Source organism: Pseudoalteromonas rubra, from assembly GCF_000967655.1.
GTDB lineage: Bacteria > Pseudomonadota > Gammaproteobacteria > Enterobacterales > Alteromonadaceae > Pseudoalteromonas > Pseudoalteromonas rubra_A.
The window spans coordinates 1-17,333 of record NZ_JXYA01000027.1 but is presented as its reverse complement, the minus strand read 5'-3'; the positions used below and the strand labels follow the sequence as shown (position 1 = coordinate 17,333).

15 protein-coding genes are annotated in these 17,333 nt (G+C 50.3%); 8 read left to right on the top strand and 7 right to left on the bottom strand.

Annotated features, from left to right (window positions below):
* Positions 1-5: 5 nt before the first annotated feature.
* The gene (locus TW77_RS12390; RefSeq protein ID WP_046005300.1) at positions 6-758 is read right to left on the bottom strand and encodes a substrate-binding periplasmic protein; all 753 of its coding nucleotides are present in this window, start codon (positions 756-758) and stop codon (positions 6-8) included.
* A gap of 124 nt (positions 759-882) precedes the next feature.
* On the opposite strand from TW77_RS12390, the gene uvrA reads away from it, so the two are divergent.
* Both uvrA and TW77_RS12380 read left to right on the top strand, forming a co-directional pair.
* A complete protein-coding gene (gene uvrA, locus TW77_RS12385; protein ID WP_046005299.1) occupies positions 883-3,702 on the top strand; it encodes an excinuclease ABC subunit UvrA in 2,820 nt (939 codons plus the stop codon).
* A gap of 67 nt (positions 3,703-3,769) precedes the next feature.
* Entirely contained in the window at positions 3,770-4,840 is a 1,071-nt protein-coding gene (locus TW77_RS12380; protein WP_046005298.1) for a hypothetical protein, read from the top strand.
* Between the two features lie 10 nt (positions 4,841-4,850).
* Here TW77_RS12380 and TW77_RS12375 read toward each other — a convergent pair whose 3' ends face one another.
* Positions 4,851-5,240 (bottom strand): acyl-CoA thioesterase, encoded by a 390-nt coding sequence (locus TW77_RS12375; RefSeq protein WP_046005297.1) that lies wholly within the window; start codon positions 5,238-5,240, stop codon positions 4,851-4,853.
* A gap of 29 nt (positions 5,241-5,269) precedes the next feature.
* On the opposite strand from TW77_RS12375, the gene TW77_RS12370 reads away from it, so the two are divergent.
* The gene (locus tag TW77_RS12370) at positions 5,270-5,986 is read left to right on the top strand and encodes a 2OG-Fe(II) oxygenase (protein WP_046005296.1); all 717 of its coding nucleotides are present in this window, start codon (positions 5,270-5,272) and stop codon (positions 5,984-5,986) included.
* Here TW77_RS12370 and TW77_RS12365 read toward each other — a convergent pair.
* Positions 5,983-6,357 carry a YacL family protein gene (locus TW77_RS12365; RefSeq protein ID WP_046005295.1) on the bottom strand — a complete coding sequence of 125 codons (375 nt, stop codon included), beginning with the start codon at positions 6,355-6,357 and terminating at the stop codon, positions 5,983-5,985. The two genes, TW77_RS12370 and TW77_RS12365, sit on opposite strands and share 4 nt — an antisense overlap.
* A 135-nt stretch (positions 6,358-6,492) precedes the next feature.
* Here TW77_RS12365 and TW77_RS12360 point away from each other — a divergent pair, with 135 nt between their 5' ends.
* Positions 6,493-7,398 (top strand): AEC family transporter, encoded by a 906-nt coding sequence (locus tag TW77_RS12360; RefSeq protein WP_046005294.1) that lies wholly within the window; start codon positions 6,493-6,495, stop codon positions 7,396-7,398.
* Here TW77_RS12360 and TW77_RS12355 read toward each other — a convergent pair.
* Positions 7,390-7,614, bottom strand: a complete 225-nt coding sequence (locus tag TW77_RS12355) for a hypothetical protein (protein ID WP_046005293.1) — start codon at positions 7,612-7,614, stop codon at positions 7,390-7,392. The two genes, TW77_RS12360 and TW77_RS12355, sit on opposite strands and share 9 nt — an antisense overlap.
* A gap of 238 nt (positions 7,615-7,852) precedes the next feature.
* Here TW77_RS12355 and TW77_RS12350 point away from each other — a divergent pair, with 238 nt between their 5' ends.
* Complete coding sequence (locus TW77_RS12350; RefSeq protein WP_046005292.1) at positions 7,853-9,166, top strand: short-chain fatty acid transporter; 1,314 nt, start codon at positions 7,853-7,855, stop codon at positions 9,164-9,166.
* Positions 9,167-9,204: 38 nt separating this feature from the next.
* Here the strand turns inward: TW77_RS12350 and TW77_RS12345 are convergent, their stop codons facing one another.
* Positions 9,205-10,218, bottom strand: a complete 1,014-nt coding sequence (locus tag TW77_RS12345) for a site-2 protease family protein (protein WP_046005291.1) — start codon at positions 10,216-10,218, stop codon at positions 9,205-9,207.
* 173 nt (positions 10,219-10,391) lie between these two features.
* On the opposite strand from TW77_RS12345, the gene TW77_RS12340 reads away from it, so the two are divergent.
* From TW77_RS12340 to TW77_RS12330, 3 genes are all read left to right on the top strand, one after another.
* A complete protein-coding gene (locus TW77_RS12340) occupies positions 10,392-11,600 on the top strand; it encodes an EAL domain-containing response regulator (protein WP_046005290.1) in 1,209 nt (402 codons plus the stop codon).
* A gap of 89 nt (positions 11,601-11,689) precedes the next feature.
* Complete coding sequence (locus tag TW77_RS12335) at positions 11,690-14,143, top strand: alpha/beta hydrolase family protein (RefSeq protein WP_046005289.1); 2,454 nt, start codon at positions 11,690-11,692, stop codon at positions 14,141-14,143.
* A gap of 210 nt (positions 14,144-14,353) precedes the next feature.
* Entirely contained in the window at positions 14,354-15,058 is a 705-nt protein-coding gene (locus tag TW77_RS12330) for a response regulator transcription factor (RefSeq protein WP_046005288.1), read from the top strand.
* A gap of 8 nt (positions 15,059-15,066) precedes the next feature.
* Here TW77_RS12330 and TW77_RS12325 read toward each other — a convergent pair whose 3' ends face one another.
* Both TW77_RS12325 and TW77_RS12320 read right to left on the bottom strand, forming a co-directional pair.
* Positions 15,067-16,584, bottom strand: a complete 1,518-nt coding sequence (locus TW77_RS12325) for a YifB family Mg chelatase-like AAA ATPase (protein ID WP_046005287.1) — start codon at positions 16,582-16,584, stop codon at positions 15,067-15,069.
* 14 nt (positions 16,585-16,598) lie between these two features.
* A complete protein-coding gene (locus tag TW77_RS12320) occupies positions 16,599-17,213 on the bottom strand; it encodes a trimeric intracellular cation channel family protein (protein ID WP_046005286.1) in 615 nt (204 codons plus the stop codon).
* Positions 17,214-17,333: the final 120 nt, after the last annotated feature.

Sequence of the window (17,333 nt, the reverse complement as noted above, 5' to 3'; positions counted from 1 at the left end):
GGGGTTTAATCTAATCCATACTTGGCAAGGATCTGCTTTAGCCGCCCTGAATGTTGCAGCCGCTCAAACGCCGCCGCCAGGAGGCGCCTGTCTTTTGCCGACACCGACTGTTTGCTGAGGGCGTAATAGACAGGCTCCCGATTGACCACCAGCGGGCTTACCGTGATCTGGGCAAAGTCGGGATTATGCTGCGACTGATACAGCACATTAAACTTTTCCTCTAAAAAACCGGCGATCCGTCCGTGTTTCAGTAGACTCAGTTTGCGCTGATTATCCGCCACATAAATAAAGCGCTGCGACTCGGCTTTGCTCTGTTCGCGTAACAGCATTTCATTAAATACATGACCATAGAATGCCCCTTTTTGAACGGCAACGGGCACCGGGAGTTTAAACAGGTCTGCCAGAGTTTGCAGCGAATAAGGCCGCAGCTGATTCATCGCAAATACAATGGTTTCCATTCTTTGCGGACCAATAAAGTAGGCAAACTGCTCCCGCTCGGGCGTGCGGGTGACGCTGAGCACCATATCAAGCTCACCGTCAGCCAGCATTTTCAGAGCGCGTGCCCACGGCACATTAATAAACTGGTAATCGCAACCAGCTTCATCGAGCAGGGCTCTGGCAAAGTCGACATCCAGACCATGCCACTTTAAGGTGCTGTCTAAACGGGATTGTGCCGCGTAGTTTTCAAACCGCACAACCAACTCACACCCTGCTACCAGAGGCGTGAACAGCGCACATATCAAAGCAAACCAGTGCAAATGTGATCCCCGGTTTCAAGGTTTCTCGTAAGTTTAGCCAAGATAGCTTAATTTTACAGACAGGATAGGGTACTCTTGGAGTCTGAGAAAAACACTGTAAGTTTGTACAGCAAATAAGGCCACCATGGATAAAATAGAAGTTAGAGGTGCACGCACGCACAACCTCAAAGACATCTCTCTGACAATACCGCGCGACAAGCTCATTGTGATCACCGGTCTGTCGGGGTCGGGGAAATCATCGCTGGCATTCGATACTTTATATGCCGAAGGACAGCGCCGCTACGTCGAATCGCTCTCGGCGTATGCCAGACAATTCCTGTCGCTAATGGAAAAGCCTGACGTTGATCATATTGAAGGGCTCTCGCCAGCGATTTCTATTGAGCAGAAGTCGACTTCTCACAATCCGCGCTCAACGGTCGGGACCATTACCGAGATTTATGATTATCTGCGCTTATTGTTTGCCCGTGTTGGTGAGCCGCGCTGTCCGACGCACGATTTACCCCTCAAGGCACAAACCATCAGCCAGATGGTGGATACGGTACTGGCCCATCCCGAAGGCAGCAAGCTGATGCTGCTGGCCCCGGTGGTGAAAAACCGCAAAGGGGAGCATGTTAAGCTTTTGGAGCAGCTCGCCAGCCAGGGGTTTATTCGTGCCCGTATTGATGGTGAGGTATGCGATTTATCCGATCCGCCCACGCTGGAATTACACAAAAAGCACACGATTGAAGTGGTCGTTGACCGGTTTAAAGTGAAGGAAGGCTTGGAACAAAGACTGGCCGAGTCTTTTGAAACCGCGCTGGAACTGGCCGATGGTATCGCTGTGGTGGCCGCCATGGACGACAGCCTGGACGAAGAACTGGTGTTCTCCGCCAACTTTGCCTGCCCAACCTGTGGCTATGCCATGACTGAACTGGAGCCCCGGCTGTTCTCTTTCAACAACCCCGCCGGCGCCTGTCAGAGTTGTGACGGCCTGGGCGTACGGCAATTCTTTGACCCCAGCCGGGTTGTGCAAAATCCGGAGCTGAGTCTGTCCGGAGGCGCTATTAAGGGCTGGGACAAACGGAGTTTTTATTATTATCAGATGCTCAGCTCGGTGGCCGAACATTATGACTTTGATTTAGAAGTACCGTTTAAAGACCTGCCAAGCGATGCACAAAAGGTCGTCCTGGAAGGCTCGGGGCGCACCAAAATTGCTTTCAATTATCGCAATGATCGCGGCGATCTGATCACCCGCAATCATGAATTCGAAGGCGTACTGAACAACATGAACCGCCGCTATCGTGAAACCGAGTCGGCCTCAGTCCGCGAAGAACTGGCTAAGTATCAAACCAGCCAGGCCTGTCCAAAATGTGCAGGTTCCCGGCTCAGAGAAGAAGCCCGCCATGTATTCATTGGCGCGACTAACCTGCCGGCTGTCACTACTATGAGTATCGGCGAAGCCTGTGACTTTTTCGGTACGCTTACGCTTAGTGGCCAAAAGGCCAAGATCGCAGAAAAAGTATTGAAAGAGATCCGCGATCGTCTGTCTTTTTTGATCAATGTTGGCCTTAATTATCTGTCACTGGAACGCAGTGCCGATACCCTTTCCGGTGGTGAAGCGCAAAGGATCCGGCTGGCCAGCCAGATTGGTGCCGGCCTGGTTGGGGTGATGTATGTACTGGACGAGCCTTCCATTGGTCTGCATCAAAGAGACAATGATCGCCTGCTCAGCACTTTAACGCATCTGCGCGATCTCGGTAATACCGTGATTGTGGTTGAACATGATGAAGATGCCATCCGCGCCGCGGACCACATTATTGATATTGGCCCGGGTGCCGGCGTGCATGGTGGTTATGTGGTCGCTGAAGGCAGCCGCGACGACATTATGGCCAACCCAGAGTCACTGACCGGTCAGTATCTCAGTGGCAAACAAGCCATTGCTATCCCAGCACAACGCCACCAGCCGGGTGAGCACTGGCTGGCTTTGCATGGCGCAAGCGGGAACAACCTTAAAGATGTCAACCTGAAGATCCCGTTTGGCCTGATGACCTGTGTCACCGGCGTGTCTGGCTCTGGTAAGTCAACCCTGATCAACGACACCCTATTCAAGCTGGCACACCGAGAGCTGAACGGGGCAACCGTTGCTGAGCCCTCGCCTTATCAGTCTATTGAAGGTCTGGAGCACTTCGACAAAGTGATCGACATAGATCAAAGCCCGATCGGTCGCACGCCGCGCTCTAACCCGGCCACCTATACCGGGATCTTTACGGCGATCCGGGAATTATTTGCTGGTACTCAGGAAGCACGCTCGCGGGGTTACAAAGTTGGCCGCTTTAGCTTCAATGTCAAAGGCGGTCGCTGTGAAGCCTGTCAGGGCGACGGGGTGATCAAGGTCGAAATGCACTTCCTGCCTGATGTCTATGTGCCCTGCGATGTGTGTACCGGTAAGCGCTATAACCGGGAAACCTTAGAAGTCCTGTACAAAGGCAAAAACATCCACGAAGTATTGGAAATGACTGTAGAAGATGCCCGCGAGTTCTTTGATAAGATCCCGGCCATTAAGCGCAAGCTCCAAACCCTGATGGACGTGGGCCTGTCGTACATTCGACTGGGCCAGGCAGCCACCACCTTGTCAGGGGGTGAAGCGCAACGGGTTAAACTTGCCCGCGAGCTGTCCAAGCGAGACACAGGGAAAACTCTGTATATTCTGGATGAGCCCACCACAGGACTGCACTTCCATGATATTCAACAGCTTCTGGTGGTACTGCACCGCCTGCGTGACCATGGCAATACGGTGGTGGTGATAGAGCACAACCTGGATGTAATCAAAACCGCTGACTGGATAGTCGATCTGGGTCCGGAAGGTGGCGCTGGCGGAGGCCAGATCCTGATCGCAGGCACGCCGGAAGAGGTTGCTGACTGTGCAGCGTCTCACACTGGACGATATCTCAAGCCAATGCTATAACGGAGCAAGCAAAAGGGGGGGAACTCCCCCCCCACTCTCTAAAAAGTCAGGGAACGGAATAATAATAATGAAACTGACAATACCCGGGGCGATGCAAAACGCATTAGCTCCCCTCGTTGTGGTGCAAAAAAAATGGCTGGCATTTTGGCAGGTACTCAATGTCGCACAGCGCTGTTATTGCTCAGCGACCATACTGTGCCTGCTTGGCATTTTTAATGAGGTGCCAGAAGACAGCTCGCTCTATCTGGGCGCATCGCTGCTGGCACTGATAGCCATGACCCGGGAATTCTGGCCCAGGTTTATTCATCTCTGGGAAAGCTTGCCCGGCAAGGCCGTGATCTTATTGTTTTATGCATTTATTGCCAACTATGCACTGGCTCAGGCGGCTGGCATGGTCAATGACATCACCGGGGTTAATGCCGATCACCTGCCCTATTCCCATAACTTTAGCATGTTGCTGTCCGTACCGACCTGGTTTGTCACTACCAGCATTTTGTTACTGATAGTGCTGCAGCTCATCCAGCCAGCCTATTTGTTTGTACTGATGCTGTTGAGACCCTTTGGCTTACACAAATGGTGGCACAGCCCGGATTACCAGTATCCTGTCACCACGGGCTTGGTGCGCTTTTTCTTTGGCTTGTTTTTGCTCTATCAAATGGCGGTGTTTATATCCTCAACCGGTATGTCACGAGGCGTAAATAGCTTTTTGCAGCATATCTTCGAAGGCTTCACCGGTCAGTCAATTAAGGTCAATGTTGCGGTGCCAGAGGAATCTCAGAATGTCATCGCGCGCGCGAATGTTGACGCCATTGCAGGTTCAGGGCTTGATGATGTGACACAAGCAAAACTGGCAGAAAAACAAGCTGAGCTTGATGAAATCAAGGTGCAGCTATCCACATTTGAAAAAAATGCCGACAACTACGAGCGCCACCTGCAAAACGTACTCACTTATTTCATCTACGAGTATGAATCGGACAGTCGCTCGCGTTGTGAAATAACGCCGGGTACCCGGATCATCGAGTTAAACGACTACGAACTGTTAGAGATCACTAAGATTGATGACGAGCCGACCCGCTACGAGTTTGTTGTTAAACCCTGTATTTCGGCGGCTATTGGACATCAGTTTCGTACCAAGTAAAGCGCCAACGTTATAACGCATACTGTGCGAGTGCCGCTTTTTCCTCGTCACTCAGTGGCTGTGCGGCTTTTCCCGCAAAGTCATAACGCACCATCACAGTACGGCCCTCAGCGCAGCATTCACCGTGCTGCCAGGCCTGCTGTAAGATCACAAAGGAGCTGTTGCCAATTTTTTCAATGGCTGTTTTAACCTCAACCGCTTGTCCGTAAAACAGCTCGCCTTTAAAGGTCACCTCCACTTTGGCCACAATCAGCTTCCATTGATGTGGATTAAGATCCGGTGTAAAAATTTTGAAAATAGGCGTGCGCGCCGCTTCAAACCATACCGGGAGTGCGGTATTGTTGATGTGTCCGAGGACATCCGTTTCACTGAAACGCGGCATAAGAGTTTCTGACAACATAATAATTCTAACCAATTTTGGATATCAACATGACTGATTTTATTCGCATTTATGAAAATGCACTGAGTCCTGAGTTTTGCCAGCAGTTTATTCAGACCTTTGATAACAGCCCTCACCTGGCTCAGGGGACTACCTCAGGAGGTATCGACCTCAGTAAGAAAGTCAGTCAGGATTTGTATTTAAATCAATATCCGGATTATGCGCAGCAATTAACACACATTCAACAAACTACGTCGAAATACCTGTTCGATTATATTGAAGAGCACTTTTTTATGATGATTGGGGCCTTTGGACTGAGTGTCTATCACCCCAAAACCGGCAAGCCCGTTAACTTAACCGTTGATAACTTTGAAGAAGTGGGCAAGCCTCAGTTACCGATTTTAACTCAGCAATTGTTCCGCTTAGGCTCTATTCAGGCGCAGCGCTATCCAACCAATGAAGGCGGATACCCCTACTGGCACAGTGAAGTTTACCCACAATTGCAGCACAACGAAGCGCTGCACCGGGTACTGTTGTTTATGTTTTATCTCAACGATGTCGAGGAAGGCGGTGAAACCGAGTTTCATTATCAGGATAAACGTATCAAGCCACAGCAAGGCTCCATGGTTATTGCACCGGCCTACTTTACACACACGCACCGGGGCAACATGCCTCGCTCTAATGACAAGTATATCCTCACATCCTGGGTGTTATTTAATCGGGCAGAGCAATTGTATGGTGCCCCGCCTCAGCAAGCCACCAGCTAACGACGACGGCGAATAAAGTCCTGCCAGTCGAGCAACAGGGCTTCGAAGTCTTCGAAGCCGCAACCTGCGCTCAGGCCATGCTCTTCCAGAGCAAGCGCATCATCGCTGTAAGCCGACAACGCATCTGTTTGCTCATGGTATAAGTCGTGGGCTTCAAACAGGGCTTCCTGGTGTGACACAATCAGGCGCACCTCGCGTCCTTCCAGACAAAACTCATCCCGGGTCGCTTTGATCTCCTTTAGTCGCGCCAGTAACCCCGGCAATGCCGCATGCTCAAGTTCGTCGTTCAACCAACGCCCCACCAGCTCATGTTCAGCTGACATTTTAACGCGAAACCCACTGATAGGATCGCGAATAAACTGATACTCCATAGTCACTTCAAGTTCATTTAATACAACCCTGTAAGTATACCTTAACCACACGCCACTGCATTGTTAAGTAGAGATAAACCCGTATAATAGTTTATTGCATTGCCAGAGCCCCCCGTCGCAACCAACGAGTAAGCCGTGACTTTCATTGATATTCTGTTTCCACTGATTTTCGTCGTCACCTGTGGCTTTTTGGCTGCACGGATCCGTTTTATCTCTGGCGCACAGCTGGACGGGATCCGGGTCTACATTTTTAATCTCGCCATTCCCGTACTGCTTTTTTTAAGTATGTTTCGTGCCGATCTGTCGCAGGTTGCATCGGCCTCTCTGCTGCTGGCCTTTTATCTACCGGTAGTGGTGCTGTACCTACTGGTACTCGTCTTGCTGCGGGTTCGCTTTAATCTCAGCATGAGCGATGCGGCGCTTAGCGCACTGAATAGCACTTACTCAAATACCGTGGTGGTGGGTCTGCCAGTTATTCTGGCCGCGCTCGGCGAGCAAGCTGCGGCCATGGTGTTTATGATCATTCCGCTGCACAGTGCCGTGTTGTTTTCACTGACCTTTGTACTGGCCCGAAAAGCAAATGGCGGCCTTGAATGGCTCAAACCGCTGTTTCTAAACCCGGTTGTACTCAGCATCAGCCTCGGGCTCGTTGCCAATCTGATGTCTTTGAGCCTGCCGGCACTATTGTTATCAGGCATGGAGTGGTTTGCCCAGCCCGCGATTGCGGGTGCATTGTTTGTATTGGGTGCCAGTCTGGTTCAGTACGGATTTCGGCCGGTGTGGTGCCCGGCACTGATGCTCAGCGTCGTCAAACTACTGCTCCTGCCTTTGTGTGTTTACCTGACAGCAACCCTGCTGGCGCTTGAGCCGCTGCAACGCCAGGTCGTCACCCTGATGAGTGCAGCGCCATTGGGGGTTAATGCCTATCTGGTTGCACGCCAGCTAGGCGTGCAACAGGCTATCAGCGCGGGCAGCGTAGTATTATCCACACTGCTGAGTGTCGTATCGCTGAGCCTGTGGCTGGCTATTCTATCAATCTGATGAGCGATATTTGGCCGCATCAATGATAGACCATAATTGCACAATCGCTGCCAAAACAGCTGGTATCACCAGCCACCAGAGTGCATATCCGCCAACACAGATGACTGCAAAGATAAGTGCAGCAAGTAAACGTCCCTGCACTAATTGGCCTAAGCCCGGAAAAAAGACATTACATATCGCAGCAATTACATTGCCTCCAGAACCCTGTCCTGCCATAAAGACCTCTCTTAGTTAATTTGCTGCTGCGCATATAGCTAGTGACGCGCAGTCAATTCAATCGTATGATTTATCTGTAACATGTTTTGTGCCAAAATTATAAGTTCATAAAAATCAATATAATATAAAAATAGCGCGACTTTCCCTGCGACTAATATAGCTTAATTGACTAACTTTTAGTGAATTAAGTCACTAAGCCAGGAAGCGGATTGTCGCACGCATTCAATGGGAACTTGTCATGCTAAACCATATCACTCAGCCACTCAGCCGACTGGTCGAGCGCTATTTACCCGACCCTTATGTGTTTGTCTGTCTGCTGACCCTGCTGGTGCTCGCCCTTGCCAGCGTGTTTACACCAACCTCACCACTCGAGGCTATCACCATCTGGGGACAAGGGTTCTGGAACCTGCTGCAATTTGCCATGCAGATGCTCTTAATCTTAGTCTGTGGCTATATGTTAGCCAGTACACGCCCCTGTATTTTGGCATTGAATAAACTGGCAACCCTGGCGCGCACACCCGCTCAGGCGATCATGCTGGTCACTCTGGTTGCGATGCTGGCCAGCTGGCTGAACTGGGGATTTGGCCTGGTAGTGGGCGCTTTATTTGCCAAAGCACTCGCTCGCCAGATTGCGGTGGATTATCGCCTGCTGGTTGCCAGCGCCTATTCGGGCTTTATTGTCTGGCATGGCGGACTGGCCGGGTCAGTTCCCCTGACCATTGCCACCCCGGGACATTTTGCTGAAGCTCAGATAGGTGTTCTGAACACCAGCCAGACCTTGTTTGCCCCTTTTAACCTGCTTATTTTGGGCGCGCTCCTGGTGATCATGCCCCTGCTTAACCGCTCTATGCTGCCTCCAGCCCAGTCGCAGGTCGTGGTTGACCCGACCAAACTGGCGCACTCAGAGCCGCACAATCGTCCTGCAACGCTGACTCCGGCAGAGCGACTTGAGCATAGTGCGTTGCTTGGCACCGCCGTGGGCCTGCTCGGATGTGGCTATCTGCTTTATTATTTTGTGGCAGCCAACGGCACACTCAATCTCAATAGCGTCATCGCGCTGTTTCTGTTTTTGGCTATCCTGTTACACCGCACGCCTGCCAATGTCTTGCATAGTCTCCAGGAGGCGATAAAAGGAGGGGCTGGTATTGCTATCCAGTTTCCCTTTTATGCCGGGATCATGGCTGTGATGGTAAAAACCGGACTGGCGCAGCAGATCTCCAGCGGCTTTGTCGAGGTAAGTAGCAGCACCACCTTGCCATTATGGAGCTTTCTCAGTGCCGGTCTGGTCAATATTTTTGTTCCCTCTGGCGGCGGGCAATGGGCTGTGCAAGCACCGATTGTGATCCCGGCGGCCCAGGAGCTGGGCGCCGACATTGCGCGTGTTGCGATGGCTGTGGCCTGGGGAGACGCCTGGACCAATCTTATTCAACCCTTTTGGGCACTGCCGGTGCTGGCGATTGCTGGCTTAAAAGCAAAAGACATCATGGGGTTTTGCCTGCTTCAGTTGCTCGTCAGCGGCGTTGTGATTGCACTGTTGCTGACTCTGGCTTAGCTGCAGGGGTGCCGGTCAGTGCGCTGACCGGCCGAAGGCTAGTTCGATAGCACCTTGATGGGTAAGCTCAGTAACACGCTGTCGGCGTCTGCGAAGTGCCACATAACGGCAATTAAACCAGCGCAAACACCAACATAAAGTGCCGTTGAGACAATCTGTCCATAGCGGTCCAGCGGGATCAGGTGCGCCTGATGACGACCGCGCCACTCCAGTAAAATATCTATCGTGCCTATTACCAGGAAAAACACCAGTAACATCAGACCAAAGGTATAACTGATCAGCACACCCAGCAGGATCCCCGCCAGACAGATCAGCAAACCAACCCAGGAGCGCATGGAAAAGCTGATGCTCTTAAGTACGTGTCCCCCATCCAGGGGTAAAATCGGCAGCATATTAAACAGGTTAAGCAAGGCGCTTAGCACCGCCACGCCTGCAAATATCTCCAGCCCGGTAGTATAATACAAGGCCACCGCTGCCACAGAGGCCAGCAAGCCAAAAGCCGGTCCCATCAGGGAAATAATGACATTCTGCCAGCGCGTTGTGAGTTTGTCTTCACTAACCGCCAAGCCACCAACAAATGGAATAAGATAAATCCCTTTGGTTTTTAATCCGAAGTAACGCATTGCCCGGATATGGCCATATTCATGGATCACCAGACATGCCAGCAACATGACGGCAAACTGCCAGGAAAACAACCAGGCATACCCGGCCAGTGACGCGCCAGCCAGTGCTGCTTTAACCACATTGGCACTTTTCAGTAACTTGAAGCCCAAAGCGGCAAGCCCAAACCAGCTGCCCTTGTTATCATTGTGCGCAGCCGGCACTTCGAGCCATTGCCAGGGCTCTTCGTTTACGGCGACGGCTAATAACCCTTCCGGAAGCCGACTGGGGTCCAGCCGGAGCTGTTGCCCGGCGACCGTCACTGCAACCTGTTGTGCCTCTATGGGTTCATGTGCCAGCATCTGCTGGTCCTGATAAACCTGAAGGATCTCCTGGCGGTTCACTAACACAGACACCTGATGGCCTGCTAAAGGAAATTCAATGCGGGTCATACTGACTCGTTGTTAACTATACAGTGTGCCCATTATACGCACTTTTTATCAGCAAGTACCTAGCCTGCAATTCGTGTCTGAGGTGATTATTTTACCCTGTCACCTCACTGTTATGTGCGTTATACATCCCATGTACTAGAATTGAAAATAGGTTCCGTACTAAGGATAGCGTTATGCAGCATCAGGCTAAACACATTCTCGTGGTTGACGACTCTCAAGCCATTCTGGTGGTGATGAAAGCCATACTGGCAGAGCTGGAAGTTGACTACGTTACCACCGTTGCCAGTGCGCCCCAGGCGCTGGAGCTGGTCAGGCAAACCCCTTTGCAATATGATGCGGTTTTTACCGATCTCAATATGCCTGATATGGATGGCATGGAGCTGATCCGCAAGCTGGGAGAGCTGCGCTACCCAGGCGGTATAGTGATTATTTCCGAAATGGAAACCCGGGTCATGGACCTGGCCGCGAACCTGGCAAGGCAACACAACACCCACTTGATCGGCAACATCGCCAAGCCAGTGCAACTGAATGATGTCGACCGCCTGCTGAAAAAACTCGACAGCTTTATTGGTAACGACGACACAGAAGAGCCGTGTGTCACGGAAGATCAATTGCTGTATGCCATCAGTAACAGTGAGATCACCCCCTTTTATCAGCCCAAAGTGCATCGCGGCAGTAAAAAGATCAAAAGTGTTGAGGTGCTTGCCCGCATTGTTTCGCACCAGCATGGCGAAACCCTGTTACCGCATCGCTTTATCGGGGTGGCCCAGGATCTGGACTTGATCAACCTGGTGACCTTCCAGCTGTTTGAGAAAGCCACCAAAGAGTTTCAAAAACTCAGGGCTGAGCTGAATTACCCGTTTAAGCTTGCGTTTAACCTGTCGCCTGTGCAACTCAATGACAGCGGTTGCCCCGACAAACTGGCACTGATCCTCGAACTCAATCGCCTGGAGCCCAAAGAAGTGATCATAGAGATCACCGAAAACCAGCCGATTGTCAGCAGCTTACAACTGGAAACCATCAACAGGCTAAGATTACGGGGGTTCGATTTGTCTTTGGATGACTTTGGCACCGGATTTACCAACCTACAGCAACTGAAAAACCTGCCCTTTACTGAGATCAAACTGGATCGCTCGCTGATCACTTATATAGAGTCTGATCGCTTTTCTCAGGTGCTGGTCGATAGCCTGATTGATATTGCGCAAAACCAGCAAATGGATATTGTCGCCGAGGGCATTGAGCGCATCGAGGAATTACAATATCTGGAGAAGTACAAATACAGCTTACTAATGCAGGGTTACCTGATCAGCCGGCCCAAAGCCCTGCCCGAGTTTATTCGCTGGATCCATTCATGGCAGAGAATGATCAATTCAAATCCATGAGGGACTCTGAGGTTAGTCTCACGCTTGGGTGAGAAGCACAAAGTCTATGTTATAGTATACGTCTAATTTACCCACAATAGGCGCAAACTATGAAGTTAAGATCGGCTGCTTTGTTGCTGTTGTCTGCCCTGAGCACCTCACTCAGTGCCGCTCCAATAGACAAGCAAGATATCCAGTTTATTGGCCCACTGGGCCAGGCCAGCACAATTAAGCCCTATAATACGGCACATCAACAAACCATCATTGCTAATCTGATCCCAAGTTTATCCGGTGCAGAAAAAACCGTGTCTATGCTGGGTGTTGATGCTAAATGGCAGCCTCTGTCGCAGCTAAACGCCCTGACTATGGGCGGACTACAGGCGATGAAAATGGAGTTCTCAGTCAACCGCTTCGTTCAGGGTGAGCTGGTGCTGGATGGCATAGAAAAGGCGCATATTTTCCTCAATGGTGAACGCCATTCTGACAAAATGACCTCAACACTGAATTTACCCACGGGCGATCACCAGATCATCATTGTTGCTGAACAAGTTGCCGACTGGAAAAAAGTCGCGGTGGCGTTTAATGGTAAGACCGACCACGACCGCCTGCTATTTACTGGTAAATCTACCCGCACTTTATCTGCCAAGCAATTATTTGATGCGCCGGTGATCAGTGCGGTTTCATACTCTCCTGATGCAGAACACTATGTCGTCACGCAGAAACATTACCAGCCAAACCGAGGTAATCAGGCGCTAACCAGCACCACGCTGTACAATGAAGATGACAAGGTGATTTTCACCCTTGACGGTGTTAACGCAGCTTCACTGGCCTGGCGCGAGGATGGGGAGCAGCTAGTATACAGTCAGCACGGCCAGCTCAAAACACTGGATCTTGCTAACCTCAGGTCTCGGGTTATCGCCGAAGATTTGGCAGGAGCAAGCGACTTTGCCTACTTTAACGATACCAGCCTGATATTTAGCTGGTCTAAATCTCCTGCAGAAGACACCTCTTTGGTAAAACACTACCAGGGCCTTGAGGATCGCTGGTCATACGCACGGACCAACACACAAGTCTATCTGCTGGATATCAAAACCGGGCTGATCCAGGCGCTTACCGAAGGAAAGCAAAGCCACACACTCGAAGACCATGATGCCAAAAACAACCGTATTCTTACCAGCCGTACGGTGCAAGATTATGCCGCGCCGCCTCACATGCTCACAGAGCTGGTTGAGTTTAACCTGACACAAGGCTCGCACACCGTCATTGGCCAGTATCGCACCTTCAACGAAGCAAAATATGGCGCTAAGGGCGTATATGTAGTGGCAGGGCCAGAGTTTAACAATGGCCTTGGCAGAGCCGTTGACAAAGACCAGTTATCAAACAACTATGACGGTCAGTTATATTGGTTAGATAGCCAAGGCGCAAACGCTAAAGCTCTGAGCAAGCAGTTTAACCCTGCTATTGGCAGTATCGATGTGCTCAGTAACGGAGATGTGATTGCCAAAGTGAAAGAGGAAGATCGTCAGCCGCTGTATCTCTATGATGTGAGCAAAGATCGTTACACGCGTTTGGACGCGGATCTGGATGTTGTTGAGCACTTCAGCATTGCCGATAATCGTAAACCTAACCTGTTAGTGGCAGGCACCCAAGCCTCTGCACCACAGCAACTCAAGCAGGTCAATATCAGTAAAAACCGCGCTCGCACTGTGTGGGATTCAGCGCCGCTTGCATATGCCAACAGTGAGATTGCGAAGCTCGAGGAGTTTAACTTTACCAACAGTCAAGGCACTGAAATTAAGGGTCGTGTATATCTGCCTCACAACCTGGATAAATCTAAACAGTATCCGGCATTGATCTACTACTACGGCGGTACGTCTCCGGTTTCAAGAGCCTTTACGGGACGTTATCCGTTTAACCTGTGGGCGGCAAATGGCTATGTTGTTTATGTATTGCAACCCACAGGTGCAACCGGGTTTGGACAGGATTTCTCAGCTCAGCATGTCAATGCCTGGGGCGAGCAAACGGCCGATGACATTATCGCCGGGACCAAAGCATTTCTGACCGAATATCCGTTTGTCGACAAAGAACGCCTCGGTAACCTGGGAGCTTCCTACGGGGGCTTTATGACCATGCTACTGACAACCAAAACAGACTTGTTCAGTGCCTCTATTTCTCACGCCGGTATCTCTAATATTACCTCGTACTGGGGACAGGGTTGGTGGGGCTACCTATATTCAGGTGAAGCTTCAAAGCACAGCTTCCCCTGGAATAACCCCAAGCTCTATTCGCAGCATAGCCCCGTATTCCATGCCGATAAGGTTACCACCCCACTGCTGCTGTTACATGGCGATGCCGATGTCAATGTCCCAGTTGGGGAAAGCCATACCATGTATACGGCGCTGAAACTGCTGGGTAAGGACGTTGAGCTGATTGAAATCAAAGGTGCAGATCATCAAATATTTGCCCGTGATCGACGCTTTCAGTGGTGGGATACTATGCTCGCCTACTTTGATAAGCACTTAAAAGACCAACCACAGTGGTGGCAACACCTGTATGGTCGGTAAGGTTACAGGTAGCACTTAGGTGCTGCCTTTTTTATAAAAAACCATTCAACTGTATGATATTTCAAAATAGTCACATTTTTATTCAGCCACCAGTCTCATACTAAAGTTTTATTTGAATTATTTTTTATTTGAAAATAATCAACTTACCCTTCTCAGCCCAGTTTTCTCAGTGCTAATATATAAGTGATTTATTGATAAAGTTACGGTGCTATGAACATTAACGTGCTTCTGGTGGAAGATGACGACTTACTGGCAAAAAGGATCGCAAACCATTTTGCTGATACTGAATTTCAGCTCACGCTGGATAACACCGGTGCACAAGCATTGCAGCTCGTTCGTAACAAGATGAATGAGGGTAGCCCATTCGATATGGCCATCGTCGATGTTGTGTTACCCGCAACGGATGGTCTCAATCTAGTCAAAGAACTCAACACACTCACCGATATTGGTGTGATCATGCTCTCCAGCCGAGATACCCAAGCAGATCGAATTGCCGGCCTGGCGCAAGGTGCCGACGATTATGTCTGTAAACCCGTGGATCTACTTGAACTGGAATTGCGCATGCGAGCCCTGTACAAGCGTATAGCCGGTACTAAAGGCGAAGATGAATCAGAAGAGTTTATCGAATATGCAGATTTTAAACTTCACCCGGATAACCGCACACTCATCAATCCACATGGCGACGAAGCCAGGCTTACTGAAGCCGAGCACAAAGTGCTTATCTGTCTCATAGCAAACGCAGGTAAAGCGACCTCCCGGGCCAAAATTTCGGAAGAAATCGGCCAACCGGACTGGAGCCCCAGCGACAGGACCGTTGATGTACTGATAGGCAGACTGCGTAAAAAACTTGGGGACGAAAAAGAGCAAAAACGCATCGTTACTGTCCGTGGCAAAGGCTACATGCTATCAACCTGACCGAGTGCTTAGCTGTAAGTCAGCTGACCCAATAGCCGCTCGAACGCCCGATAACTCAACGCTTCTTTCAGATCTGGTACTGTTATATCCGAACGGTGAGCCAGATCAGCGATTGTTCTGGCGACCTTGATAATTCGGTGATAGGAACGCGGAGACAGGTTGAGTTTCTCAGTTGCTCTGGCAAGCAATTGTGCGACTTGTGGGGTAAGCACACAATAAGTTTCTATTTCTCGGGTGGTTAATCTGGCATTCGCTTTACCTTGACGGTTTAGGGCAACTGCAAAGGCTGCTTCAACGCGGTTGCGGATCTCCTCACTGGTTACTTCCTGTCTGGATGATTGTAATTCCTGTGTACTTAACCTGGGCAACTCGATCTGTAAATCAATTCTGTCGACAAAAGGACCAGATATTTTACTTAAATATCTCAGTACCTGATCGGGCGAGGCCCGTTTATCAGTATGACAGCCTGTAGGACTCGGGTTCAGTGCAGCAATAAGCTGAAAGCACGCGGGAAAATCAACTTGCTGCGCGGCGCGAGAAATAGTCACCTGACCCGTCTCCATCGGCTCTCTCAGTGAGTCTAAAACCTTACGCTCGTATTCGGGTAATTCATCTAAGAACAACACACCATTGTGTGCAAGGGAGATCTCACCAGGTCTGGGATTGGATGATCCCCCCACCAATGCAACAGCTGAGCAGGTGTGATGGGGCGCCCTGAATGGCCTGCTACGCCAGGTATCGAGACCCAGCTGCTTTCCCGTCAACGAGTACACGGCAGCGGTCTGCAGCGCCTGCTCGATGCTCATCTTTGGCATAATCCCTGGCATTCGCTGCGCCAGCATCGACTTGCCTGTACCGGGAGGACCAAGAAACAAAATATTGTGACCACCGGCCGCCGCAATTTCGAGTGCCCGCTTAGCCATTGACTGGCCCTTTACATCACTCATATCCAACAAAGGGTGGGTAGACAAATCTGAAGGCTGCGCGTGAACACAGTCCATCAAAGGTAATGATGCCTGCCCACTTAAGTCTAACCACAAGGCATGCAACGTATTTGCCGCGATGCATTGCTGATACTCAACCAGCTGAGCCATGCCTGCGTTTTGTTCGGGAATATAACATCTATGCTGCTCATTTTTAGCGGCCATGACCACCGGAATAATCGCGGTAACGCCCCTAATCTCGCCATTGAGCGCAAGCTCGCCATAAAATTCACACCCCTGTGTTGCCTGCTCATTAAGCTGGCCCGACGCCACCAAAATACCAACAGCAATTGCCAGGTCATAACGCCCACCCTGCTTTGGCAGATCCGCCGGGGCAAGGTTCACCGTAATGCGTTGCTCAGGAAATACAAAACGGGAATTGTGCAGCGCGGAGCGCACTCGCTCTTTAGATTCTTTCACTGATGTTTCCGGCAAGCCCACGATGTTGAAGCTTGGTAGCCCATTGCTCAGGTGCACTTCTACCGTTACGACGGGAGATTCAATGCCAACCTGGGCACGTGTGAGTATTCTTGCTAATGACATTCCTTGTCCTTTGATTAGTCTTTGTAATTAAAAACATGCAGTACAATATGCCAGCGCATAGCCGCCAGACGGGCGAGCAGAGTCGTGGCCATTGCCAGCAACATGACGACTTCCGTCGATAAATTAAAGTCGATTAACTGAGTATAAACGATCCCACCCAAAATACAGGTGATGGCGTACAGTTCTCCCTTGAGCAAGAGCGGGATTTCTCTCGCCAGTACGTCTCTGATCACGCCACCAAAACAGCCCGTCAAAACGCCCATAATCACAGCGGTTGTGTCTGGCATACCAATATTCAAAGCTTTTTGAACCCCCATTACGGCAAAAAACGCCAGCCCGAATGCATCCGCTATTTGCAGGTATTGAGTTGGGATCTGCTTTTGCCTGTTAAGTGCCCAGATACTCACCGCAACGGCAGAGAAAATAGCGATAAAGTAGCTTGAATCATGCAGCCAGAAAACGGGCACATCGAGGATCACATCTCGTATAGTCCCTCCTCCAACACCCGTGACCGTTGCGAGCACCACGACACCAAACCCGTCCATATGCTTACTATAGGCAATCAAAGTACCCGATATGGCAAATACCATGACACCCAATAAATCAAACCAGTGATAGAGTTCAGACATTGTTTTAACGTTATTTCATTAGATGTTTGGATACTAGCTCAGTTTTGGCTAATAAAATAGTAGTGCAAAGTACAATGACAGCGAGCAACGCGAGCACATTTATACCAAATTGATTAAATT